Origin of the sequence: Streptacidiphilus sp. EB103A (genome assembly GCF_041261405.1) — a bacterium.
In the GTDB taxonomy this organism is placed as follows: domain Bacteria; phylum Actinomycetota; class Actinomycetes; order Streptomycetales; family Streptomycetaceae; genus Streptacidiphilus.
This window is the reverse complement of sequence record NZ_JBGCAQ010000004.1, coordinates 55,546-77,995: the sequence shown is the minus strand read 5'-3', so window position 1 is coordinate 77,995 and position 22,450 is coordinate 55,546. Positions and strand designations below refer to the sequence as shown.

Genomic DNA, 22,450 nt, shown 5'->3' with positions numbered 1-22,450 from the left:
CGTGAGGCGCATCGCTTCCTGTCGGGGGAAGCGGTGGGGGCGCCGGTTCATTCCCCCCATCCATCCGAGGTTCCGCCGACTGGCCTGAGCGCTGTCCAGGGGGGAGCGAGCAGTGCTCGACAATCTTCGGTGTATCGTCCTTCGCGGTGCGCTCCATCAGCACGATCACCCGGCGGGCGCTTCAGCCGCCCAGGCTCGTTTCGATCTCCACTCGGTCGAAGCGTCCGGCGGCCAGGTCCTCCCGGCGGATCAGCCACCAGGCGATGTCCCCGAAGAGGTCGGGGGCGTCCACCAGCCAGAGGAACAGCTGGGCCAACAAGATCCAGGAGCCTTCGGGCTTCCTGGCAGCCTCGGGATCGAACTGGATGGCATACGGGCGGCCGCACACCTGGAAGACAGCGCCGTCGTCACCGGGTATGGCGGTCAGCTCCGCGAGGAATTCCACCGTCTCTTCCGTGATGAAATAGGGCGGGCCGTCGACTTCGTAGATGAAGTGCTCCGTGCACGGGGTGGCCAGTTCCGCCAGGGCGGTCAGGGTCCTCTCGTCGGTGGCGTGTTCCACCTCGATCTGCCCGGGGTACCCGTGCTCGGTGCCCTGGAAAGTCAGTCCGGCCCTGGCGCGCAACTCCTGGCGCTTCAGACTCCGCTGGGCCGCCCCCGCGCTCGCCTGCGGGTCCCGGTCGGCGACTGGGGCGACCGGCGTGCCAGGAGGCACATGGATGACCTGGCAGGCTGAGCCGTCGATATCGAGACCGGCGAAGAAGAGAAGGTTTCCAGCGGTGGGGAAGCCACTGTCGAGGCCGTCGCGGGGCAGGGCCGCGCAGTCGACGGAAGCGATGAACGTCAGCGGTTCGGGCCACGCGACACCGGAGGGAAGCAAGTGGACGCCGCCCAAGTGCCCCGCGGCCGGCCCGTCCACGTCAGGGCCGAGGATGACACCCGGCCGGTTCAGCCCCAGCCACCAGTCGGCCACGGCGTCGGACAGTCCCATTCCACGGATCGCGCTGCGGTAGCCGTCGATGTCAACCATGACGCCCACGGTACTGACAACCGCGGACAGCGGCCCCGTTGAGGGCTGAGGGCTGAGGGCTGAGGGCTGAGGGAGGGTCAGTGGTTGCGTCCGCCGAAGTAGAACAGGAGCATCACGAAGCCGGCGAAGACGTGGAAGCCGATGACGTAGATGAAGGCGCGGATCCACACGCCCTTGTTGGCACGGCGTCCGCCGCCCTCGCTGCCGTCGTCGCTCTGCTGGGCCGCGGCTGCGGTGTTGGCGGCCGCGATCATCGCCAGGACTGCGGCGGCATCCGATGACGCGAGGTCGCGTCGGGCACTGCGGGTCGGGCCGGTGGGGTCGGTCATGTGGGCGGATCTCCTTCCGCGGTTGATCCGGTGGTGGACGGGTCGGGGGTGTGGGGGCGGATGCGCAGGGCGCTTCCGTTGGTCTCGGCCTGGGCCAGCAGGGCGTTGACTCCGCTCGTGTCGGTCACGGTGGTGGTGGGGGCGTCGTGGCCGGGCAAGTGGTGAGTGACCTCGAAGCGCACTGGTGTCCTCTCCTTCGTCGGGTTGGTCGTGGGCGGGCGGTCAGCTGGGGGTTCGGGGCAGGGCGGCGCGGACGGTCTTGCCCCGGCCGGCGAAGTCCGGGCGCAGTTCCAACTGCCCGCCGCAGTGGTGGACCAGGTTCGCCAGCACCCGCAGGCCACCTGGAGTCGTCGCGGTCGGCGGCCAGGGTGGCAGGACCGGATCGTCGTCGTGGACCGCGACCGTGAGCCGGTCTGCTTCCAGAGTGATCGTCAGGTCCAGCTGCGGGGAACGGGCGGCGTGGCGGACCGTGTTGGCGACCAGTTCGGTGGTGATCAGCAGGGCGGCGTCCACGGTGCTGGTGGTGGGCAGGCCCCAGGTGGTGAAGGCCATCTGGGCGGTGCGCCGGGCCAGGGACACCGACGCCGCCGTGTTGGGCAGCGTGAGCGTGTGCTGGCGCATGGCCTGCCGGTGCTCCGGCTCGGTGGGCGCGGTGGCGGGGTGGTGCCATCGCCTGGGGTAGGTCACTGGACGGCCCCCGGTTCGGGCTCGGGCACCCGGCGGTAGCCGGAGACCAGTTTGCCCAGCCAGACGCCGCCGGCCGGCCACAACGCCTCTGCGCGCTCCAGCGGGTCCAGCCAGATCTGCGGCGTGGATGTCCTCATCGATCTGCCCCCACCGGCTTCGGGATGGCCCCGACACCAGCGTGCGGCACGGGCAGCAGCCCAGCGTCGTACAGGTGGGCGTGGGCGAAGGTGATCGCCTCGGGCGTGCTGGCGAACAGGCGGCCGTCGGCGTGCAGCTTGTCGAGGACTCCGAGGGCGTCCAGCCGGTTCTGGTGGTCCGCCTGGACCCCGGAGACCAGCACCAGGGTGCCTCGGCGCGTCAGCTTCTCGATCGCATCACCCAGGACCTTCGCGCCGGAGGCGTCGATCGCGCTGACCCGGGACATCCGAAGGATCACCACGCGCACGTCGGCCGACTCGGTCAGTTCCAGCAGGAAGCGGTGGGCGGCGGCGAACAGCAGGGCGCCGTCCAGGCGGTAGGCCACGATGTGCTCCGCCAGCAGCGCCTGCTCCTCCTCGTGATGGTCCGAGGGCGGCAGGTCGGCGTGCAGGGGGACCTGCTCGATCCGGCTGGCCCTCGCGATCGCGCGCAGCGCCAGCACCGCGGACAGAGCCAGTCCCGCGATCACGGCGGTGACCAGGGTGAACGCGAGGGTCGAGGCGGCGGTCAGCATCAGGATCAGCGCCTCCCCACGGCCGGAGCGGGCCAGCGCGCGTAGCGAGCCGACCTCGACCATGCGGATCGCGGTGGCGATGAGCACCCCGGCCAGCGCGGCCAGGGGGATCCCGGCCACCAGGGGGGCGGCGGCGAAGACGATGACCGCCAGCACCGCGGCGTGGACCAGAGCGGAGAGCCGCGAGGCCGCCCCGGTGCGGACGTTGACGGCGGTGCGCGCGATCGCCCCGGTCGCGGCCACGCCGCCGAACAGCGGCGCGACCAGGTTCGCCAGCCCCTGCCCGAACAGCTCACGGTTGCTGTCGTGCCGCTCGGACACCGTCATCGCGTCGGCGGCCGTGGCCGACATCAGCGACTCCAATGCCGCCAGCGCGGCCACTGCCAGCGCGGAGGGCAGCAGTGCCGGGACCGCCGAGGCCGTCAGGAAACCCAGCGAAGGGGCGGGGAGGCCGGCGGGCAGGTGCCCGATCGTCGCCACGTCGAGGTGCGCCAGCTTCGCGACCACCGTGGCAGCTACCACGGCGAGCAGGGAGAACGGGACAGCGGGTCGCCAGCGCGCGCCGGCCAGCATGACCACCACCACCGCGCACGTGACCGCGATCGCGGCCCAGTGCGGATGGCCGGCGAAATCACCCATGGCCTTGAACGCGACCACCACCGGGTTGCTCCCCGCAGGAGTCCTGATGCCCAGTGCGCCGGGGACCTGCTGCAGGGCGATCACGGCCGCGATACCGAGGGTGAAGCCCTCCACCACCGGCACCGGCACATAGGCCATGAAACGACCGGCCCGCAGCAACGCCAACCCCACCAGCACCACCCCTGCGAGCAGGCCCACGGTCAACAGGCCCGAGGTGCCGTACCGGTGCACGATCGGCACCAGCACCACCGTCATCGCCCCGGTCGGGCCGGACACCTGCAGGTTGGAGCCGCCGAACACGGCGGCCAGAGCTCCGGCGACCACCGCGGTCACCAGCCCGGCCTGGGCCCCGGCTCCGGAGGAGATCCCGAATCCCAGCGCCAGGGGCAGGGCGACGATCGCCACTGTCACCCCGGCGATCAGATCCTTGTGCGGGGAGCGGCCCATCGTCGCGAGGATGTGACGGTTCGGCAGCACACCGAGTATCCGGTCCAGCAGGATCCGGCCTGCCCTGTCGGTGGAGTTCGCGGTACTCACGCGCTCTTCGCCACGGCTTCCCGGTCCGCCTCACGCAGCTCCGCCAGCAGGTCCTGCTGGTCGGCGAGCAACTCGGTCAGGATCCTGCGCGCGGCCCGCATCAGGTCCGCCACGTCACCGCCGGCCAGGGCGTAGACCACGGTGTCGCCGTCCCGGGTGGCGGTCACGATCCCGGACCGGCGCAGGACTGCGAGCTGCTGGGAGAGGTTGGAGCGCTCCACCTCGATCTGCGCCAGCAGGTCGCGCACCGGCATCGGCCCGTCCTGGAGCAGCTCCAGCACCCGGATCCGCACCGGATGTCCGAGCATCCTGAAGAACTCCGCCTTCGCCTGGTACAACGGCACCGGCACCGCGATCAGCCCCTCTCCTGCTCCGTAGCGGCCCGGTCCGCGTCGGCGGAAGGGACCTCGACCTCGTTCTCACGGGCCAGACGCAACGCGTCCTCCAATTCGTCCACGGCCAGCGAGACCGCGTGCGAGTCGTGCGCGGCTACCGCCTCTGCCAAGCCGGTCCGCGCCGCCCGCACCCGCCCGATGACAGCCTCGGCGTACTCGTCCATCCCTGTACCTCCCGTGGTCGGCAGGACCAGCGCACGGCCGGCCCTGCCACGGAACCCACATATCCATGATGTATCCAATTGAAGAATTCTTCAACTCTGGAGGTGAGGAATCCCGATCGGGCAGGAGTTCGGGGGAGGCTCAGGGGACGACGTGCACCACCAGCTGCCAGGCCCGGGAGGGTGGTCCGTGGGGGTCGGGGGTGTAGGTGTCGGTGGAGCTGAGGGTTGCCGTGCCCGGCGACAGGGCTCGGCCGATCTCGACCAGGGTGCCGCCGTCCGCGGCATGGTTGGCGAGCATGAGCACCACGGTCGGCGCGGAGCTGGTGACGGGGGACCACTTGTAGGAGGCGACGGCGACCAGCGTGATGGTGACCTGGGTGCCGACGTGTACGCAGACGGTGCGCAGCGGGTTGTCCGAGCCCGGGTAGACCACTCGGAGCGCGCCGCTCAGGCACGAGCGCGTCGGAGCGGGGGCGGCCGTAGTGCCCGGGGCGGGAGTTGACGGGCTCGGCCGCAGGGTTGCCGGGGCCGAGCCGGTCGGGGGCGCCGTGGATCGTGCTGTCGCCGATCCGGCCGCTGCCGTGGGCGTGGTGATCACGTTCAGTGTGGGAGTTGCGGACGCTGAAGCGAGCTGGGAGGCGGAGTGCGTGGCGCCGCCGCAGGCCGCCGCGGTGGACAGGGCGAGCGCGCCGAGTACGACGGCGGTCGGCCGTGGTGGGATTCGCCTGTTCATCCTGACTCCTTGGCCGGGGAGGCATTCGGCTGTTGCGCCTTTGACGCGGCGGACGGAGGGAAGGTTCCCGGCACGGTCACCGCGGTGCGCAGCACCGGGACCGATCGTTCGAGATGTTCCGGTCCTGAGTCGCGATCTGACCGCAGATCAGCTGCTGTGTGCTCACTGTGTAAAACTTTGGTTGCAGCCACTCGGCGTGGTGTCACCCCCCTTGCGTGCTGTCATGTCCCGGGCCAGAGTCGCGGACTGCGAACACGCGTGCACCATGCGTGAACGTCCTTCACTCCCGCCGCCCGGGCGATCCCCGGCCGCCGAAAGGATGTTCAGTGTCACGTTCCCTGCGCCGAAGAGGGCGCATAGCCGCGCTCGCGGCCCTGCTCGCCGCGCTTCCCGCGGTCGCCCTCACCGCCCCCGCTGCCCACGCCTCAGCCCCCACTCCCACGCCCGCTGCCGTGACACACCACCAGGCAGCCGACTCCGGCAGAGCGGTGCACCATGACACCTCGCCGCCGCTGCGCACTCTGCACGCCGCGACTGTCTCCCCGGCCAAGCACAAGGCCGACGACAAGGAGGAGCGCCTGCCGCACCCGCCCGCGTCGAAGATCCCGGACCCGGTGGTGCAGCGCAGCGTCACCGGGCCGGCCACCCCCACCACCGGCAGCGCCTTCGACGGCATCGGCACCTCCAACTACTCGATCACCGGCGTGCCGCCGGACCCCAACGCCGCCGTGGGCTCCACCCAGATCGTCGAGGTCGTCAACACCGCCTACGCGGTGTACTCCAAGACCGGCGCCACGGTCCTGGCCCCGACCAACTCCAACGCACTGTGGTCCGGGTTCGGCGGGTTCTGCCAGAGTGCCAACGACGGTGACGCCACCGTGCGGTGGGACACCCTGGCCAGCCGCTGGGTGATCCAGCAGTTCGCCAACGTGTCATCGTCCTCGGGCCCGTACTACGAGTGCGTCGCGGTCTCCACCAGCGCGGACGCGACCGGATCCTACAACCGGTACTCGTACTCCTTCACCACGTTCCCGGACTACCCCAAGCTCTCGGTGTGGCCGGACGCCTACTACACCACCTACAACATGTTCACCGCGGCCGGCGCCTTCATCGACGCCGAGGTCTGCGCGATGAACCGCGCCAACATGCTCACCGGCGCCGCCGCCACCCAGCAGTGCTTCACCACCTCGTCCTCCTACGGCGGGATCCTCGGATCGGACCTGGACGGCTCCACCGCACCGCCCACGGGCGAATCGGAACTGCTGGTGGGCCTGGGCACGACCAGCACGACGCTGGCGTACTGGAAGTTCCACGTCGACTGGACCACCCCGGCCAACTCCACCTTCACCGGCCCCTCCACCCTGACCGTGGCCGCCTACACCACCGCCTGCGGCACCTCCGGGACCTGCATCCCGCAGGGCAGCACCACCCAGCAACTGGACTCGCTCTCGGACCGGGTGATGTACCGCCTGGCCTACCGCAACTTCGGCGACCACGAGGCACTGGTGGTCAACGACGCGGTCACCGCGGGCAGTTCGGTGGGCGTGCGCTGGTACGAGCTGCGCCTGGCCTCCGGTACCCCGAGCGTGTACCAGCAGGGCACGTACGCGCCGGACACCACCTACCGGTGGATGGGCTCCATCGCCCAGGACAAGGTCGGCAACATCGCCCTGGGCTACTCGCAGTCCTCGTCCTCGACCCATCCCTCCATCCGTTACACCGGGCGGCTGGCGGCCGACACGCTGGGCACCATGACGCAGGGGGAGACCACGGCGCTGACCGGTGCCGGGTCGCAGACCTCGTACAGTCGCTGGGGCGACTACACCTCGATGGCCATCGACCCGGCCGACAACTGCACCTTCTGGTACACCAACGAGTACGAGCCGACCACCGGCAGCTTCAACTGGGCCACCCGGATCTCCTCGTTCACCCTGCCCAACTGCACCGGCACGGTGACCAACGACTTCTCGCTGGCGCTGAGTCCGACTTCGGCGAGCGTGGCAGCCGGCTCCTCCGCGACCAGCACCGTGTCCACGGCGGTCACCGCCGGATCCGCCCAGAGCGTGGCGCTGACGGCCTCCGGCCTGCCCACCGGCGCGACCGCGACCTTCAACCCGACCTCGGTCACCGCCGGCAGCTCCTCCACGCTGACCGTGGCCACGACCTCGTCCACCCCCGCCGGCACCTACAGCGTCACCGTCACCGGCACCGGCGCCTCGGCGACGCACACGGCCACGTTCAGCCTGACCGTGACCGGCGGCACCAGTAGCGGCGGGATCACCAACGGCGGCTTCGAGACCGGCAGTCTGTCCGGCTGGACCGCCACCGGCCCCGCGACCGGCGTGACCACCAGCAGCCCGCACAGCGGCACCTACGCGGCGCTGCTGGGCAGCAGTTCGCCGACCAACGGCGCCTCCTCGGTGGCGCAGACCTTCACCGCGCCCACCGGTACCACCACGCTCGGCTTCTACTACAACGTGACCTGCCCGGACACCGTCACCTACGACTGGGCCACCGCCACGCTCAAGAACAACACCACCGGAACCACGACCACGGTGCTCGCCAAGACCTGCGTGGCCTCCTCCGGCTGGGTCCACAAGACCGCCACCGTCATCGCCGGCGACTCCTACACCCTCACCCTCACCAGCAAGGACGACAACTACACCGGCGACCCGACCTACACCAAGTACGACGACGTGACCCTGTCCTGATCCGCGCCATCGACCTGGGGTGGGCCGCTCCCGCGCGGGCGGCCCACCCCGTCAGGAGATCCCGATGAAGCTGTTACGCATACGCACCTGGTGGCGACCCCTGGCCACCGTCGCCTCAACCGCCCTGCTGGCGGGGGGCCTTGCCCTGACGGCCGCTCCGGCGTCGGCCGCCACCTCGATCACCAACGGCGGCTTCGAGACCGGCAGCCTGTCCGGCTGGACCGCCACCGGCCCCGCGACCGCGGTCACCACCACCAACCCGCACAGCGGCAGCTACGCCGCGATGCTCGGCAGTACCTCGCCCACCAACGGCGCCTCCTCGGTCGCGCAGTCCTTCACCGCCCCCACCGGCAGCCCGGTGCTCGGCTTCTGGTACGACGTCACCTGCCCGGACACCGTCACCTACGACTGGGCCACCGCCACCCTGGCCGACACCACCGCCGGCACCACCAGCACAGTGCTGGCCAAGACCTGCGTGGCCAACTCCGGGTGGACGCAGGTCACCAAGTCCCTCACCGCAGGGCACAACTACACGCTCACGCTGACCAGCAAGGACGACAACTACACCGGCGACCCGACCTACACCCTGTACGACGACGTCGCCATCACCGGCGGGACCAGCACCAACGACTTCTCGCTGACCGCCAGCCCGACCGCGGCCGCGGTCAACCCCGGCAGCGCGGCGACCTCGACCCTGTCCACCGCCGTCACCTCCGGGGCCGCGCAGACCGTCGCCCTGTCCGCGAGCGGGCTGCCCACCGGTGCCACCGCCGCCTTCAGCCCGACCTCGGTCACCGCAGGAGCCTCCTCCACCCTGACGGTGAGCACCACCACGGCCACTCCGGCCGGGACGTACCCGATCACAGTGACCGGCACCGGCACCTCGGCCACCCACACCGCCACCTTCACCCTGACCGTCAACGGCACCGGGACCACCCTGACCCAGGTCAGCACCGACCCGTTCACCAACACCACCAGCCAGCACGCCACCGAGGTCGAACCGGACACCTTCGCCTACGGCAACACCATCGTCACCTCCTCCCAGGTCGGGCGCTTCTACGACGGCGGAGCCTCGGACATCAGCTGGAACACCTCCACCGACGCCGGCGCCACCTGGCAGCACGGCATGCTCCCGGGTATCACCACCTATCAGGGCGGCGGCAGCTGGGCCCGGGTCAGCGACGCGTCGGTCAGCTACGACGCCAAACACGGCACCTGGATGATCGTGGGCCTGGTCATCGACGCCAACGTCAACGGCGCCGGGGTCACCGTCAGCCGCTCCGCCGACGGCATCACCTGGCAGAACCCGGTCATGGCGGTGGGCAACGACGGCCAGGGCTACGACAAGGAATGGATCGTCTGCGACAACACCAGCACCAGCCCGCACTACGGCAACTGCTACATCGAGGCCGACATCACCTCCAACGGCAACCAGGAGATCATGTCCACCTCCACCGACGGCGGCGCCACCTGGTCCGCCCCGGCCTCTCCCGCCAGCGGCGATTCCGGCCTGGGCGGCCAGCCCCTGGTCCAGCCCAACGGCACCGTGATCGTGCCCTTCTCCACCAACGGTGCCGCGATCCGCTCCTTCACCTCCACCGACGGCGGCGCCAGCTGGGGCTCCTCAGTACTGGTCGCCAACATCTCCGCCGCCACCGTCTCCGGCGGCCTGCGCGCCGGCGACGGCCTGCCCTCCGCCGAGATCGACGCCACCGGCAAGGTCTACGTCGCCTGGCAGGACTGCCGCTTCCGCTCCGGCTGCCCCGCCAACGACATCGTCTACTCCACCTCCACCAACGGCAGCACCTGGACCGCGGTGACCCGGATCCCGATCGACGCGGTCACCAGCACCGCCGACCACTTCACCCCGGGCCTGGGCGTGGACAAGGCCACCTCCGGGACGACCACCAAGCTGGGCCTGTACTACTACTTCTACCCCAACCACTCCTGCACGGCCTCCACCTGCCAGCTGGAGGTCGGCTTCATCTCCTCCGCCAACGCCGGCTCCACCTGGAGCACCGCGCAGACCATCGCCGGACCCATGACCCTGGCCCAGATCGCCTCCACCAGCCAGGGCCCGATGGTCGGCGACTACATCTCCACCTCCGTGGTCGGCGGCAAGAGCGTGGCCCTGTTCCCCGTCGGCAAGGCGCCGACCAACGGACAGGCCTTCAACGAGGCCATGTACACCGTCTCCGGCGGACTGGCCCTGCTCGGCGGAACCAACCCCTCCGCCACCGGACCCGTCCTCTACACCATGCCGAGCCACATCACGCTCAACCCGCCCAGGCGCACCGACTGACGACTGATCAGCACTCCATGACGTGACGGGGGGCCCGGCCGACCGACGGCAGGGCCCCTCGCCACGCCCGAATCCGCCCACTGCGGCTGGTCCCGGCGCGGCCGTTAGCGCCGCGTCGGCACGGCGTTAGCGGCACCAGTCACAGTGAACTCACAGAATGACCGCAGCCCTCCCCGGCTGACTGTCCGCGCAGCGCCACGTCTTCATCCGTCGGGTCCATGCCCGTCAGCCGACGTCCGCTCAGACTCGTTGCCAGGTCCTCCGTACAGCGCGGCCAGTCCTTGGTCGGCGACCGACCCGTGCCCGCCGGCACCGTTCCAACTCGTTTGGGAGGCGCTCATGCGCCGTAGATGGTGGATGATCCTGGCGGCCCTGGCGGCTGCCGCCGTGGCCGTGGTGCTGGCCGTGACCGCCGTGAACGCGGGCCCGCGGCACAGTTCCGAACCGGACGCCGAGGAGCACGAGTCGGTGGTCGTCCAGAAGAACGCGACCACTGGCAGCTGCGGCGTGGAGCGGTGGGCGGTCAAGACCGGCACCGACACCGACGCCTCACTGATCAACCTCCAGTCCACAACCTCGACCACCATCTCCTCGCTCGACTCGCTGACCAAACCGAGCACCCTGCCCGCCAGCAGTCGGGTCAAGCCCACCGAGACCACCGTGTTCCGCCTCAACGCCACCCTGACCCAGTACAAACTGGAAGCCGACTCGGACTACCACCTGGTCCTGAGCGACGGCAGCGGCAACACGATGATCGCGGAGATCCCCGACCCGGCCTGCGTCGGCTCCGGCAGCCCCCTGGCCTCCAGCATCACCAAGTCCCGGGCCACCTTCGACGCCAAGTACTCGCCCACCGGCAGCTTCCAGACCGCGAACACCCCCGTCACGGTCACCGGAGTCGGCTTCTTCGACTTCCTGCACGGTCAGACCGGGGTCGCCCCCAACGGCATCGAACTCCACTCCGTCCTGGACATCCAGTTCGGCACCGGCACCAGCGGCACAGTCACCCTCACCACCCCCGGCACCCAGACCAGCACGGTCGGACAGGCCGCGAGCCTGCAACTCTCCGCCACCGACACCGCCGGCGGCACCCTCGGCTACAGCGCCACCGGCCTGCCCGTCGGACTGTCCCTCAATACCGCCACCGGGCTGATCAGCGGAACACCGACCACCGCGGGGACCTCCACCGTGAAGGTCACCGCCACCGACTCCACCGGACCCTCCGCCAGCATCACCTTCACCTGGACGGTGAACACCGCCACGGGCAACACCGTCACCGTGACCAACCCGGGCAACCAGGCCGGCACGGTTGGAACCGCGGTCAGCCTGCAGATCGGCGCGACCGACTCGGCCTCCAGCCAGACGCTCACCTACAGCTCCTCGGGTCTGCCCGCCGGGCTGTCCATCAGCAGCACCACCGGCCTGATCACCGGAACGCCGACCGCTGCGGCCACCTCCAGTACGACGGTGACGGCGACGGACTCCACCGGGGCCACCGGAAGCACCGGTTTCACCTGGACCATCACCGCCGGCGGCAGCTGCACAGCGACCCAGCTTCTGGGCAACCCCGGCTTCGAGACCGGCACGCTTTCCCCGTGGACCGGCACCTCCGGCGTGGTCAACAGCGACACCACCAGCGAGCCGCCGCATGCCGGATCCTGGGACGCCTGGCTGGACGGCTACGGCTCCGCCCACACCGACACCCTGGCCCAGGCCGTCACCCTCCCCTCGGGCTGCGGCAGCTACGCGCTCAGCTTCTGGCTGCACGTCGACACCGCCGAGACCAGCACCACCACCGCCTACGACACCCTCAAAGTCCAGGTCCTCAACAGCTCGGGCACCGTGCTGGCCACCCTGGCGACCTACTCCAACCTCAACGCCAACAGCGGCTACACCCAACACAGCTACGACCTGTCCCCCTACAAGGGCCAGAGCATCACGGTGAAGTTCACCGGCACCGAGGACTCCCAACTGCAGACCTCCTTCGTCCTGGACGACACCGCCCTCAACGTGTCCTGACACCCACTCGGCCTGCCCGGGCCCGCCCCTCCGGGGCGCGGGCCCGGGTCAGGAGGACTGGTGGGCCGGGGAGTCCGAGTGGGGTCGCATCAGGAGCAGGTCCACGCCGCAGGCGTCCGCGGCAATGAACGCCGCGAAGCCCAGCGTCACGTCAGGTCCTTTCGCATCAGCGTGCACATCGTCTCGTAGCGCTGGAGCGAGCCGTCCTCAGCCTCTACGTCCCAGGAGTCGAGTTCGCGGCCGAAGGCCCGGTAGCCCAGACGTTCGTAGAGGGCCCGGGCGCGCGGGTTGCTCTCCTCGACGCCGAGTTCGGCGCGGGTCAGGCCCCGGGTGCCGATCCGCTGCTCGGCGGAACGGATCAGCAGCGTGCCGATCCCGCACGACTGCAGGGCCGGGTGGACGCCGAACTGCCAGAGCGTGCCGGTGCTGGGCTTGACCGTGTAGTCGATGCCGCCGACCGCCACCGGGAGCCCGACCGGCGTGAAGACCGCCAGGTAGTCGATCTCGCCCGCCTCGGCGCGCCGAATCTGGTGGACGAGCTCGCGCACGTGTTTGGGGGAGCCGGCCCAGCTGCAGGACGGCAGGTCCGCGTCGGTAAGGCCGCGCACCGACAGGTGCAGCCTGATCTCGGTCATCGCTGCATCCCTTCGGTTCCAACAGCGGCCGTCGCCCATTTCAGCAAGCCGGCCCCCTTGCCGTCCAAGGGGTTTCGGACGGGCCCCGAGGCCGGGGCCGGAGTCCGGCGCCGCGCGCCGCCGCAGCGATCCCCCTACGCTCGAAGAGCCCACGACCTGAAAGGCGACGGAGGTCCACGCATGCTCGGCTCCTGGTACGACACGCAGGGCTCGGCCGACGACGTACTGCGCGTCGGTGAGCTGCCCGACCCCGAGCCCGGCCCGGGCGAGGTCCGGGTCCGGGTGAGCGTGTCGGGCGTCAACCCCGGCGACACCAAGAAGCGGCGCGGCTGGCTCGGCTCGACGATGCCCTTCCCCCGCGTGATCCCGCACAGCGACGCCGCCGGCGTCATCGACACCGTCGGGGCAGGCGTTGACGTACGCCGGGTGGGGGAGCGGGTGTGGGTGTACGGTGCCCAGTCCTACCGCGCCTTTGGTACCGCCGCCCAGTTCACCGTCGTCCCCACCGACCTGGCCGTCCCCCTGCCCGAGCACATCAGCGAGGAGCTCGGGGCGAGCCTGGGCATCCCGGGGATCACCGCCCACCGCACGGTCTTCGCCGACGGCCCGGTCGACGGCAAAGTCCTTCTTGTGCACGGCGTGCTCGGCGGAGTCGGATCTCTGGCCGCTCAGCTCGCTCACTGGGCCGGGGGCACGGTCATCGGCACCGTGCGGCGCGGCTCCGATCTGGATCGCGTCGATCCGGCCGTCGTCGACCACGTCGTCGCCCTGGACCAGGACGATCCGGTGGCGGCGATCCGCGCACACGCACCGCGGGGAGTGGAGCGGATCATCGAGGTCTCGCTGTCCGACAACGCGGACCTGGACAGCGCGGTTGCCGTGAACGGCGCGGTCATCGCCGCCTACGCCACCCGCACCTCACCCGCTGAGATCCCTTTCTGGCCGCTGCTGTTCAACAACGTCACCCTGCGCATGCTCGGGAGCGACGACTTCCCCGCCGAGGCGCGACGGCAGGCCGCCCGCGACCTGACCGCCGCGGCCGCCGTCGGCGCACTCAGCATTGATCTCGGCGACCGGTTCCCGCTCGCCGAGATCGCCAAGGCCCACGACCGGGTCGACGCCGGTGGACGGGGCCGTGTCCTGGTCGACATCCCCGCCTGAGCCCTGGGGGCGCGCGGACTGCCCCGGCGAGCCCCGCCCGTGTTCAGGCGCCGGTGTCGGCGTGGGCCAGGTTGCCGCCCAGTTCGCGGGAGGCCTGGGCCTGCGCGAGCAGTTCCTGTGCCTTGGCCTTGACGCCTTCGATGGCGTCGGCACCGGCGACGAAGCGCAGCGGCGGGGTGTCCTGGTCGGCGATGGTCAGCAGGGCCTGGGCGAGCTTGGCCGGGTCGCCGGGCTGTTGGCCGTTCATGCTCTTCCAGGCTGCGACGGTGGCGGTGGTGCGCTCGGCGTAGTCGTCGATGGTCGGCTGGGGCCAGGTGGTGGAGGCGTCCACGAGCAGTTCGGTGCGGAAGAAGCCGGGCTCCACGACCGTGGTGCGGATGCCGTACGGCTCCACGTCGTAGCGCAGGGACTCCATCCAGCCCTCGACGGCGAACTTGGAGGCGGCGTAGGCGACGCAGAACTCCTGGCCGATCAGTCCCGCCGTGGAGGAGAGGGTGATGATGTGGCCGGCGCGCTGCTTGCGCAGGATCGGCAGGACAGCGCGGGTCACGTTCATGGGGCCGAAGAGGTTGGTCTCGAACTGCTGGCGCATCTGCTCGGGGGTGATCTCCTCGAAGTAGCCGGCGAAGAAGTTCCCGGCGTTGTTGACCAGCACGTCGATGCGGCCGAATCGCTCGACCGCGGCCTGTGCGGCCGCCTGCGCGTCCTGCGGGCTGGTGATGTCCAGCTTGGTGACCAGCAGGTTGTCCTGGGGTCCGCCCAGGGTCTTCTCGACCTCCTCGGGGCGGCGGCCGGTGGCGACGACCTGGTGGCCCGCTTCGAGGGCATGGAGGGCGATGTCCGTGCCCAGGCCGCGTCCGGCGCCGGTGATGAAAATGACCTTGCTCATGACGGTTCCTTTCAGGTGCCGGTCCCGGCACCAGGTGTGTGGTGAGGCGTGTCAGGCCTGGTCGGTGGGCATGATCCACAGTTCGCCGACCGAGGCGTGCCGGGGGCGGGTGACCATGTAGGCCACGCCGTCGGCGATGTCCTCGGGGGCGAGGACCTCGGTCTGCTCGTAGAAGCTGTTGATCGCTTCGCGGACCTCAGGCTTGTGGTCGTTGTGCGAGCCCAGCTCGGTCGCCACGCCACCGGGCTCCAGGACGCCGACCCGCACATGACGCCGGGTCACTTCCTGCCGCAGGGACTCGGTGAAGCCGTTGACGCCGAACTTCGTGAGGTTGTAGACGCCGTAGCCGCTCCATGCGACGCGGCCGGCGATCGAGCTGATGTTGACGATGTCGGCGACCCGGCGCGGACCCTCCTCGGCTGCCTGCAGCAGGTGCGGCAGGGCGGCGCGGGTGGTGGACAGCAGACCTTGGACGTTGACGGCGATCATGCGGTCCCAGTCCTCGGCATCCGCGTCGAGGACCGGGCCCAGCAGCATCAGACCGGCATTGTTGACCAGGGTGTCCAGCCGCCCGAAGCGATCGACGGTCTGCTGCACGGCCGCCTCGGCCTGGGCGCGGTCGGTGATGTCCGCCTCCACCGCCAGCGCGGTCCCGCCCGCCTTCTCGATCTCGGCGGCGAGGTCGGCCAGGCGGTCCCGGCGGCGGGCCACGAGCGCGGCGGCGGCGCCGTGCTCGGCCAGCCGACGGGCGGTGGCGGCGCCGATGCCGCTGCTCGCCCCGGTGACCAGGGCGACGGTGCCGGTCAGATTCGATGCCATGGAAGTGTCCTCTTTCTGGGCGTACGGCAGCTCGCGTCAGGAGCGTTGTGCCAGGTGGAATGGGGTGGCGCCGCGAGTGCCACGATCAGTGCGGTGGGCCCTGCATCCAGGCAACCACGCGCCGACCACGCCCGGACGGCCGTACGGGGCACCGCTCTGCCGGGGGTCTGCCAGTACCCCTTTCAGGCACCCGAGGCGCACAGGGCGGCCGTACGGTGGACCCATGGACCGCAGCACCGAGATCCGCGAGTTCCTGCGCACCCGCCGGGCCCGGATCACCCCCGACCAGGCCGGCCTGGCCCCGGACCCGCGGGTGCGCCGGGTGGCGGGGCTGCGCCGTGAGGAAGTCGCCCAGCTGGCCGGAGTCAGCGTCGACTACTACATCCGCCTGGAGCGCGGCCGTACCCAGGGCGTCTCGGAAAGCGTCCTGGACGCCGTCGCCCGCGCGCTGCACCTGGACGACGCCGAACGTGCCCACCTGTTCGACCTCGCCCAGCCCACCGCCACCCGGGCCCGCAGTCGGCGGCCGCTCAGTCCGCAGCGGGTCCACCCGGTCATGTACCGGGCCCTGGACGCCCTCAGCGTCCCCGCCCTCATCCAGGGACGCCGGATGGACGTGCTGGCGGCCAACCGGCTCGGCCGCGCGCTCTTCGCCGATTTCGAGGCCCGGCCCCACCGCGAGCGCAACTTCGCCCGCTTCGTGTTCCTCGACGAAGCCGCCCGCAGCCTCTACCTCGACTGGGACAAAGCCGCCGGCGACTGCGTGGCCACCTTGCACCTGTACGCCGGACGACACCCCGACGACCCGCAACTCGCCGAGCTGATCGGGGACCTGTCCGTGCGCAGCGATGCCTTCCGCCGTATGTGGGCCGACCACGACGTCCTCGCGCACGCCACCGGCACCAAGCGCCTGCACCACCCGCTCGTCGGCGACCTGACCCTCGACTACGTGGTCCTGGCTGTGGAAGCCGACCCGGACCAGGCCCTGGTCGTCCTGACCCCCGAGCCGGCGTCCCCCTCCGCCGAAGCCCTGGGCATCCTTGCCAGCTGGACCGGGACGCCGGCCAACGGGCCGCGTGTCACAGAGGATCCACGCGGAGCCGTCTGAAACCGTCCCGACTCGTGCAGGCCCTGCGGTAGCCCCGTCGCCTGTGCTCGAGCCCGCCGATCACAACGGAAGTGGAGCAGGGGCAGGTGGTCTCCTCCAGCTGTGCATCCGGAGCCGGCGGCGCGGGCGTGATCGTGCGAGTGGGTCTGGACGGCCCGGCCCGTGTGTCCTGGGGCCGGTGGTTTCCGCGTGCGGCTCAGGACTACTACATCGTCAGTTCGCCGGTGCGCAGGGCGGAGGTGACGCCGCCGTCCATGAGCAGGTCGGCGCCGGTGATGAAGCCGGCCTGCGGGCCGAGCAGGAACGCGCAGACGTCGCCGACCTCGTCGGGGGTGGCGAAGCGTTTGGCCGCGCAGGTCTGACGGACGTTCTCGAACCACTCCTTGCGGGGGCCGGAGAGCTCGTCCAGGGCCAGCGGGGTGATGATCACGCCGGGGCTGATCGTGTTGACCCGGGCCCCGCGCCTGCCCCACGCGGCGGCAGCCGTCTCCACACGTAGCGAGTTGGCGCGCTTGGACAGCGCGTAGGCGTGGACGGTGGTGCCGATCTGCTCGGGGGCCAGGAACGGCAGGTCCAGCAGCTGGTCGGTGGGGGTGGTGGCGAGCGCGGTCTCGACGTCGCGCTCGTACGGGCTCTCCCGGTGGCCGGCCATGCTGGCGACCACGATGCCGGCTCCGCCGGGCGCGACGACCTGGGCGAAGGCGTCCAGGATGTACGCGGTGCCGAGCAGGTCGACGTGCAGCAGCCGCTCGATGCTGGCCTGGGTGGGCGAGACGCCGGCCGCGTGGATCATGTGGGTGACCGGGCCCATCTGGGCGGCCCTCTTGGCCAGTGCCTCGACGGCTTCGCGGTCGGAGATGTCGGTGGCCTGGACCTCGGCCTCGAAGCCGTCGCCGCGCAGCTGTTCGGCCGCTGCCTCGGTCTGCTCCTGGCTGTGTCCGGCCAGCAGCAGGGTGCGTCCGGAGCCGACGCGGCGGGCGATGGCCTGTCCGATGCCGCCGGGGCCGATGACGACGACGACGTCCTTGGTCTGGGTGCTCATCTCGTTCGTCTTCCTCTCGTTGGTTCTGGTGCTGTGGTGGGTGGGGGTTACCAGCTGGTGCCGACCGCGCGCTGTGCGATCCACCGGCCGTCGACCGTGGTGAAGTCGAGGGCCAGTTGCAGGTGCCAGGGGGCGCGGGTGCCGTAGACGGTGGCGTCGGTGACGGTGCGCGCGACCAGGTGGGCGTTGTCGCCGTCCACGTGGACGTGAACGTTCTTCTCCTGGACGCTGTGGTAGTCGAACTGTCCGTCGCGCATCTGGGCGAGCCACTCCTGCTTCGGCTGCACCCGCCCGGACATGTGGGTGAGGGTGAACGCCTGGGCGAGGGTCCTGTCCAGGGTGTCGGTGTCGCCGTCGATCAGTGCCTGGCGGTGCACGTGCCAGGCCCGGACGATGTCCTCGTCGGCCTGCGGGGTGGGTGGTGTGGCCACCGTGGTTCCTTACGTCGTGGGTGGGGCGGTCTCGTCGACTGCCCGCAGGCCGTTGAGGGTGCGGGGGTAGCCGATGAACGGCAGCAGTGCGGTGAGTACCGCGATCAGGTCCGCCCGGTCGCTGCCCACGTGCAGGTTGGCGGCCACGTGGCCGCGTACCTGCGGGTCCGCGCCGCCCAGGGCCACGAGCATGGCGAAGGTCAGCAACTCGCGGGTGGGGACGTCGATTCCGGTGCGGGTGTAGTGGTCACCGAAGCAGTTGCCGCTCAGGAACACCTGGATGTGCTGCTGGTCAGCGGGGGCTTTGGCGTAGAGGGCGTCCACGGCGGCCTCGCCGATGATCTGCTTCTGTACGGCCAGGCCGGCCGCCGTCCGGGTCTGCGGCACGGTCATCGACTGGCCGGGCAGCGGCAGTTCCACCCCGCGTTCGGTCAGGACCTCGTTCGTGGTGTGCAGGTAGTCGAAGACGCGGCCCATGCCGACGTAGGGAACGGCCTGGTAGACGATCTCCTTGGCCTCCACCGGCGTCACCCCGACAGTCAGGGCCGCGCCGAGCATCGCCTGGTACTCGCGCAGCGCGCCGACCGCGATCAGGGCCGCGAGCTGCGTCATCAGCCGGGTGCGCTCCGGCAGCGCGCCGCTGTGGCGCAGCACCTCGTCGAAGGCGAAGTTGTCGAAGTACTCGATCAGCTCGGGGTCGGTGACCGGGAGCGTGGACACGTGGCCGGGGAACAGGCGCTGGTGGGCCGCGGAAGCGGCGGGGTTGGGCTGGCGCGGCGTCATGGGCGCACCACCACCTTCAGGTTCTCGCGGGTGTCCATCGCCCGGTAGGCGTCGGCGACCCGGTCCAGCGGGACCTCGGCGTCGAAGACCCGGCCCGGTTCGATCCGGCCGGCCAGCACGTCCGCGATCGCCGTCTCGAGGTAGGCGCGTACCGGGGCCGGGCCTCCGGTCAGGCCCGCGTTCTTGCCGAACAGCGAGCCGAAGCCCACCGGGGCCTGCTCGTACTGCGGCACGCCGACCCGCGAGATGACCCCGCCGGGTCGCACGACGCCGTACGCCTGCTCGTAGGCGAGCATGTACCCCACCGCTTCCAGTACCACGTGGGAGCCCTGACCGCCGGTCAGCTCCATCACCTTGGCGACGCCCTCCGCGCCCCGCTCGGGCACCACGTCGGTGGCGCCCCACTCGCGGCCCAGGTCGGTGCGCGCCTTGTGGCCGCCCATCAGGATGATCCGCTCCGCGCCCATCCGCCGGGACGCCAGCACGGCGGACAGTCCCACCGCACCGTCGCCGATCACCGTAACCGTCTTGCCCGCGTTGACGCGGCCCATGTGGGCGGCGTGGTAGCCGGTCAGGTAGACGTCGCTCAGCGCCAGCAGCGACGCCAGCACCGTGGGGTCCGCCTCGGCGGGGATCTTGACCAGCGTCCCGTCGGCCTGCGGCACCCGCACGGCCTCGGCCTGTGCGCCGCCCACACCTCCCGCGCCGTACCAGCCGCCGTTGGGGCAGGCCGTGTGGAAACCGTCGCGGCAGATCGCACAGGTGTTGTCCGCGAACGCGAACGGCGAGACGACGAAGTCGCCCTTGCGCAGGCCGGTGACCTGGGAGCCGGTCTCCTCGACCACGCCGAGGAACTCGTGCCCCATCGGCGCCGCCGGGCCGCCGGCCGGCATGGAGCGGTAGGGATGCAGATCGGACCCGCACACACAGGCCAGCGTGACCCGCACGATCGCGTCGGTGGGGTCCACGATCCGCGGATCGGGCACCTCCTCGACCCGGACATCCCCCGCACCGTACATAAGGGTGGCTCGCACTGGAGATCATGCCTTCCGGGAGGTGGGACTAAGGGCAGCATCCGGGAGGTCCCGGCACGCCGCATGTCAGCGGACCTGATCGGGGTCAGGCCCTGCTGCGGGCCGCCGATGCCTGGTCCTCTCCATGGAAGCGCGTACTGCCCGCAGCTGGGAGTCACTGCTGTTCCAGGTAACGGCAGTACCTCGCACGCCGCGGGGGACGCATCTACGGTGAAAGAGCCGACCCGATCCACCACGAGCAGGAGGAACCAGCCGTGCTCCCGGACACCCGTCCCCCATCCGTGCTCAGGTGCACTGGGGCGCCGCTGTCGCGTACCGCCGCCATGCCCACGCGGAGCGGTCATGGCCGGGGCTGACCGGAAGGAGCAGGCGGCCGAGGTCCGCGAGTTCCTGAGCACCCGCAGGCAGCGGATCACCCCCGAGCAGGCCGGGCTGCCCGTCTACGGCGGAAACCGCCGGGTGGCGGGGCTGCGGCGCGAGGAGGTGGCCCTGCTCGCGGGGATGAGCGTGGACTACTACGTGCGCCTGGAACGCGGCAACCTCAGCGGCGCCTCCGAGGCGGTCCTGGAGTCCCTGGCCCGCGCCCTGCAGCTGAACGAGGCCGAGCGCGCCCACCTGTACGACCTGGCCCGTGCGGCCACCCCCTCGGGCCGGCGGCCCGCGGTGACCGCCTCCCGGGTGCGCCCGGCGATCCTGCGGCTGCTGGACTCGATGACCGACACGCCGGCGTACGTGCGCAACGGCCGCTTCGACATCCTGGCCGCCAACACGCTGGGGCGCGCCCTGTACGCGCCGGTCTTCGACTCGCCGCTGTTCGCGCAGCGCGGGCCGGTCAACACCGCCCGCTTCCTGTTCCTGGATCCCGCGGGCCGGGACTTCTGGGCCGACTGGGACAAGGGCGCCGACGACTCGGTGGCCTTCCTGCGCACCGAGACCGGCCGCGCGCCCCATGACAAGGCACTGACCGACCTGATCGGCGAGCTCACCACCAAGAGCGCCGACTTCGCGCGCCGCTGGGCCCGCCACGACGTGAAGATCCACCGATCCGGGGTGAAACACCTGCGCCACCCCCTGGTCGGCGAACTCGCGCTGCCCTACGAGGCCCTGGAACTGCCCGCCGACCCCGGCCTGCGCATCAACACCTACATCCCCGAGCCGGACTCACCGGAACGGCAGGCCCTCGACCTCCTCGCCAGCTGGACCACCACCCGCGCCACCGCGCCGGCCGGCGACTGAACGCACCAGCGCAAGGGGGCCTGCCGCGCCGGGGTCAAGGCCCTCGCCGCGCCGAGACGTGCGACGCCTCCTCACCGGTGTCCTGCGGTTCGGCCACTGCGGCCTGTGGGTGCAGCCCAGCGAGGGTGACGGCGACCAGTCGTCCCACCGCCGCTTCGGAGGGGAGTCCGGCGGCGGCTGAGAGCGCGTGCAGGCAGTAGGCGGCGAGTTCCTCGTCCGCCACGTCCTCGCGCAGGTCACCGGCCTTGGCGCCCTCGGCCAGCAGGTCCCGGATCAGGTCGGTCAGCTGCCGGTGGGCCTGAGCCATGGGTTCGCCGCGGTGCAGCAGGGCCGCGACGTCGGTGCCGTGGTGCTGGTTGCGCCGGTAGGCGATCAGCGCGTAGGCCTGCAGGACGGCGCGCAGCCGCTCGCGGGGGTCACCGGTCCGGTCGCGCACCGCGACCAGCTGTGCCAGATGGTCGGCGACCTGGCGTTCATGCCAGGCGGCCAGGATCGATTCGACGTCCGGGAAGTACTTGTACAGCGTGGCCCGGCCGATTCCGGCCTCCTTGGCGATCTGCGACATCGTCACCGATGCCAGCCCGTGCTCGGCCACCAGCGCGGCGGTGGCGTTCAGTGTGGCCTCGCGCACCGCGCCGCGGTGCGCCTCGATCGTCTCGTTCCAGAGCTTCGGCACTCCCACAGCATACAAGCCGATCATGGTGCGACACTATGGGTTGACAGAGACAATATGTATCGTAAAACTGGCGGCATCGACAGCGGAAGCGCTGATGCCCCGGTGAGGCCGTCGACTGCCGCACGACCGGCGGCATGCTCGCCCCGGCCCCGAACTGAAGGGCGCAGACATGCACGCCACCACCGCACCACCCACCAGGACCACCCCGGCACCGCCCATCGGGAGCCGCCCGCTGGCGGGCCTCGGCGGCGGCGGTGGTCGCCAACATCGTGCTGGTGGCGCTGGCCGCCGTCGCTGGCGCAGCACCATCGGCCCCTACCTGCCGAAGGCCGCGGGCTTCATCCTGATCAATCACCGCGACGCCTAGAACGCCACAAG

At 70.9% G+C, this 22,450-nt stretch carries 24 protein-coding genes; 7 read left to right on the top strand and 17 right to left on the bottom strand.

Annotated elements, in window-relative coordinates:
* Positions 1-181: 181 nt before the first annotated feature.
* The 9 genes from ABH941_RS07610 to ABH941_RS07570 form a co-directional block, all read right to left on the bottom strand.
* On the bottom strand, positions 182-1,030 hold the full coding sequence (locus tag ABH941_RS07610; protein ID WP_370127837.1) for a DUF1963 domain-containing protein: 849 nt from the start codon (positions 1,028-1,030) through the stop codon (positions 182-184).
* 77 nt (positions 1,031-1,107) lie between these two features.
* Complete coding sequence (locus ABH941_RS07605; protein ID WP_370127836.1) at positions 1,108-1,359, bottom strand: DUF6126 family protein; 252 nt, start codon at positions 1,357-1,359, stop codon at positions 1,108-1,110.
* A complete protein-coding gene (locus tag ABH941_RS07600) occupies positions 1,356-1,541 on the bottom strand; it encodes a hypothetical protein (protein ID WP_370127835.1) in 186 nt (61 codons plus the stop codon). The genes ABH941_RS07605 and ABH941_RS07600 overlap by 4 nt, the downstream gene beginning before the upstream one ends.
* Positions 1,542-1,581: 40 nt before the next feature.
* A complete protein-coding gene (locus ABH941_RS07595) occupies positions 1,582-2,046 on the bottom strand; it encodes an ATP-binding protein (RefSeq protein ID WP_370127834.1) in 465 nt (154 codons plus the stop codon).
* Positions 2,043-2,183: a hypothetical protein gene (locus tag ABH941_RS07590; protein ID WP_370127833.1), complete on the bottom strand. Its 141-nt coding sequence runs from the start codon at positions 2,181-2,183 to the stop codon at positions 2,043-2,045. The genes ABH941_RS07595 and ABH941_RS07590 overlap by 4 nt, the downstream gene beginning before the upstream one ends.
* Positions 2,180-3,844, bottom strand: a complete 1,665-nt coding sequence (locus ABH941_RS07585; RefSeq protein ID WP_370128144.1) for a SulP family inorganic anion transporter — start codon at positions 3,842-3,844, stop codon at positions 2,180-2,182. Before ABH941_RS07585 ends, ABH941_RS07590 begins: the two co-directional genes overlap by 4 nt.
* Positions 3,845-3,930: 86 nt before the next feature.
* A complete protein-coding gene (locus ABH941_RS07580; RefSeq protein ID WP_370127832.1) occupies positions 3,931-4,284 on the bottom strand; it encodes an ArsR/SmtB family transcription factor in 354 nt (117 codons plus the stop codon).
* A gap of 5 nt (positions 4,285-4,289) precedes the next feature.
* Positions 4,290-4,493, bottom strand: coding sequence for a hypothetical protein (locus tag ABH941_RS07575; RefSeq protein ID WP_370127831.1), 204 nt, complete (start codon positions 4,491-4,493; stop codon positions 4,290-4,292).
* Positions 4,494-4,632: 139 nt separating this feature from the next.
* The gene (locus ABH941_RS07570) at positions 4,633-5,226 is read right to left on the bottom strand and encodes a hypothetical protein (RefSeq protein WP_370127830.1); all 594 of its coding nucleotides are present in this window, start codon (positions 5,224-5,226) and stop codon (positions 4,633-4,635) included.
* Between the two features lie 326 nt (positions 5,227-5,552).
* Between ABH941_RS07570 and ABH941_RS07565 the strand changes: the two genes are divergently transcribed.
* From ABH941_RS07565 to ABH941_RS07555, 3 genes are all read left to right on the top strand, one after another.
* On the top strand, positions 5,553-7,937 hold the full coding sequence (locus ABH941_RS07565) for a hypothetical protein (protein ID WP_370127829.1): 2,385 nt from the start codon (positions 5,553-5,555) through the stop codon (positions 7,935-7,937).
* A 64-nt stretch (positions 7,938-8,001) separates the two neighbouring features.
* Positions 8,002-10,239, top strand: coding sequence for an exo-alpha-sialidase (locus ABH941_RS07560; protein ID WP_370127828.1), 2,238 nt, complete (start codon positions 8,002-8,004; stop codon positions 10,237-10,239).
* Positions 10,240-10,578: 339 nt separating this feature from the next.
* Positions 10,579-12,258 carry a putative Ig domain-containing protein gene (locus ABH941_RS07555; protein WP_370127827.1) on the top strand — a complete coding sequence of 560 codons (1,680 nt, stop codon included), beginning with the start codon at positions 10,579-10,581 and terminating at the stop codon, positions 12,256-12,258.
* Positions 12,259-12,404: 146 nt separating this feature from the next.
* On the opposite strand, the gene ABH941_RS07550 is transcribed toward ABH941_RS07555, so the two are convergent.
* On the bottom strand, positions 12,405-12,893 hold the full coding sequence (locus ABH941_RS07550; protein ID WP_370127826.1) for a GNAT family N-acetyltransferase: 489 nt from the start codon (positions 12,891-12,893) through the stop codon (positions 12,405-12,407).
* Between the two features lie 180 nt (positions 12,894-13,073).
* Here ABH941_RS07550 and ABH941_RS07545 point away from each other — a divergent pair, with 180 nt between their 5' ends.
* Positions 13,074-14,054, top strand: coding sequence for an NADPH:quinone reductase (locus tag ABH941_RS07545; protein ID WP_370127825.1), 981 nt, complete (start codon positions 13,074-13,076; stop codon positions 14,052-14,054).
* 43 nt (positions 14,055-14,097) lie between these two features.
* Here ABH941_RS07545 and ABH941_RS07540 read toward each other — a convergent pair whose 3' ends face one another.
* Entirely contained in the window at positions 14,098-14,943 is an 846-nt protein-coding gene (locus tag ABH941_RS07540) for an SDR family oxidoreductase (RefSeq protein WP_370127824.1), read from the bottom strand.
* Between the two features lie 51 nt (positions 14,944-14,994).
* Positions 14,995-15,762 (bottom strand): SDR family NAD(P)-dependent oxidoreductase, encoded by a 768-nt coding sequence (locus tag ABH941_RS07535; RefSeq protein ID WP_370127823.1) that lies wholly within the window; start codon positions 15,760-15,762, stop codon positions 14,995-14,997.
* 223 nt (positions 15,763-15,985) lie between these two features.
* Here ABH941_RS07535 and ABH941_RS07530 point away from each other — a divergent pair, with 223 nt between their 5' ends.
* Positions 15,986-16,870 carry a helix-turn-helix transcriptional regulator gene (locus ABH941_RS07530; protein ID WP_370127822.1) on the top strand — a complete coding sequence of 295 codons (885 nt, stop codon included), beginning with the start codon at positions 15,986-15,988 and terminating at the stop codon, positions 16,868-16,870.
* A gap of 205 nt (positions 16,871-17,075) precedes the next feature.
* On the opposite strand, the gene ABH941_RS07525 is transcribed toward ABH941_RS07530, so the two are convergent.
* Genes ABH941_RS07525 through ABH941_RS07510 form a run of 4 tightly spaced genes read right to left on the bottom strand, consistent with a single transcriptional unit; the run spans position 17,076 to position 20,160 of the window.
* A complete protein-coding gene (locus ABH941_RS07525; protein ID WP_370127821.1) occupies positions 17,076-17,912 on the bottom strand; it encodes an SDR family oxidoreductase in 837 nt (278 codons plus the stop codon).
* A 47-nt stretch (positions 17,913-17,959) separates the two neighbouring features.
* Positions 17,960-18,343: a nuclear transport factor 2 family protein gene (locus ABH941_RS07520; protein WP_370127820.1), complete on the bottom strand. Its 384-nt coding sequence runs from the start codon at positions 18,341-18,343 to the stop codon at positions 17,960-17,962.
* A 9-nt stretch (positions 18,344-18,352) separates the two neighbouring features.
* A complete protein-coding gene (locus ABH941_RS07515) occupies positions 18,353-19,126 on the bottom strand; it encodes a carboxymuconolactone decarboxylase family protein (protein ID WP_370127819.1) in 774 nt (257 codons plus the stop codon).
* On the bottom strand, positions 19,123-20,160 hold the full coding sequence (locus ABH941_RS07510; protein WP_370127818.1) for an alcohol dehydrogenase catalytic domain-containing protein: 1,038 nt from the start codon (positions 20,158-20,160) through the stop codon (positions 19,123-19,125). The genes ABH941_RS07515 and ABH941_RS07510 overlap by 4 nt, the downstream gene beginning before the upstream one ends.
* Before the next feature lie 342 nt (positions 20,161-20,502).
* Here ABH941_RS07510 and ABH941_RS07505 point away from each other — a divergent pair, with 342 nt between their 5' ends.
* A complete protein-coding gene (locus ABH941_RS07505) occupies positions 20,503-21,396 on the top strand; it encodes a helix-turn-helix transcriptional regulator (protein WP_370127817.1) in 894 nt (297 codons plus the stop codon).
* A gap of 34 nt (positions 21,397-21,430) precedes the next feature.
* On the opposite strand, the gene ABH941_RS07500 is transcribed toward ABH941_RS07505, so the two are convergent.
* Positions 21,431-22,072: a TetR/AcrR family transcriptional regulator gene (locus tag ABH941_RS07500; RefSeq protein WP_370127816.1), complete on the bottom strand. Its 642-nt coding sequence runs from the start codon at positions 22,070-22,072 to the stop codon at positions 21,431-21,433.
* A 169-nt stretch (positions 22,073-22,241) separates the two neighbouring features.
* Between ABH941_RS07500 and ABH941_RS07495 the strand changes: the two genes are divergently transcribed.
* Entirely contained in the window at positions 22,242-22,439 is a 198-nt protein-coding gene (locus ABH941_RS07495; RefSeq protein ID WP_370127815.1) for a hypothetical protein, read from the top strand.
* The last annotated feature ends 11 nt before the right edge of the window (positions 22,440-22,450 follow it).

Excerpts from the sequence above, each read along its gene's own strand:
- ABH941_RS07610 (WP_370127837.1), bottom strand. The coding sequence starts at position 1,030 with ATGGTTGACATCGACGGCTACCGCAGCGCGATCCGTGGAATGGGACTG.
- ABH941_RS07605 (WP_370127836.1), bottom strand. The coding sequence starts at position 1,359 with ATGACCGACCCCACCGGCCCGACCCGCAGTGCCCGACGCGACCTCGCG.
- ABH941_RS07590 (WP_370127833.1), bottom strand. The coding sequence starts at position 2,183 with ATGAGGACATCCACGCCGCAGATCTGGCTGGACCCGCTGGAGCGCGCA.
- ABH941_RS07585 (WP_370128144.1), bottom strand. The coding sequence starts at position 3,844 with ATGGGCCGCTCCCCGCACAAGGATCTGATCGCCGGGGTGACAGTGGCG.
- ABH941_RS07575 (WP_370127831.1), bottom strand. The coding sequence starts at position 4,493 with ATGGACGAGTACGCCGAGGCTGTCATCGGGCGGGTGCGGGCGGCGCGG.
- ABH941_RS07570 (WP_370127830.1), bottom strand. The coding sequence starts at position 5,226 with ATGAACAGGCGAATCCCACCACGGCCGACCGCCGTCGTACTCGGCGCG.
- ABH941_RS07560 (WP_370127828.1), top strand. The coding sequence starts at position 8,002 with ATGAAGCTGTTACGCATACGCACCTGGTGGCGACCCCTGGCCACCGTC.
- ABH941_RS07555 (WP_370127827.1), top strand. The coding sequence starts at position 10,579 with ATGCGCCGTAGATGGTGGATGATCCTGGCGGCCCTGGCGGCTGCCGCC.
- ABH941_RS07550 (WP_370127826.1), bottom strand. The coding sequence starts at position 12,893 with ATGACCGAGATCAGGCTGCACCTGTCGGTGCGCGGCCTTACCGACGCG.
- ABH941_RS07545 (WP_370127825.1), top strand. The coding sequence starts at position 13,074 with ATGCTCGGCTCCTGGTACGACACGCAGGGCTCGGCCGACGACGTACTG.
- ABH941_RS07540 (WP_370127824.1), bottom strand. The coding sequence starts at position 14,943 with ATGAGCAAGGTCATTTTCATCACCGGCGCCGGACGCGGCCTGGGCACG.
- ABH941_RS07535 (WP_370127823.1), bottom strand. The coding sequence starts at position 15,762 with ATGGCATCGAATCTGACCGGCACCGTCGCCCTGGTCACCGGGGCGAGC.
- ABH941_RS07530 (WP_370127822.1), top strand. The coding sequence starts at position 15,986 with ATGGACCGCAGCACCGAGATCCGCGAGTTCCTGCGCACCCGCCGGGCC.
- ABH941_RS07525 (WP_370127821.1), bottom strand. The coding sequence starts at position 17,912 with ATGAGCACCCAGACCAAGGACGTCGTCGTCGTCATCGGCCCCGGCGGC.
- ABH941_RS07515 (WP_370127819.1), bottom strand. The coding sequence starts at position 19,126 with ATGACGCCGCGCCAGCCCAACCCCGCCGCTTCCGCGGCCCACCAGCGC.
- ABH941_RS07505 (WP_370127817.1), top strand. The coding sequence starts at position 20,503 with ATGGCCGGGGCTGACCGGAAGGAGCAGGCGGCCGAGGTCCGCGAGTTC.
- ABH941_RS07495 (WP_370127815.1), top strand. The coding sequence starts at position 22,242 with ATGCACGCCACCACCGCACCACCCACCAGGACCACCCCGGCACCGCCC.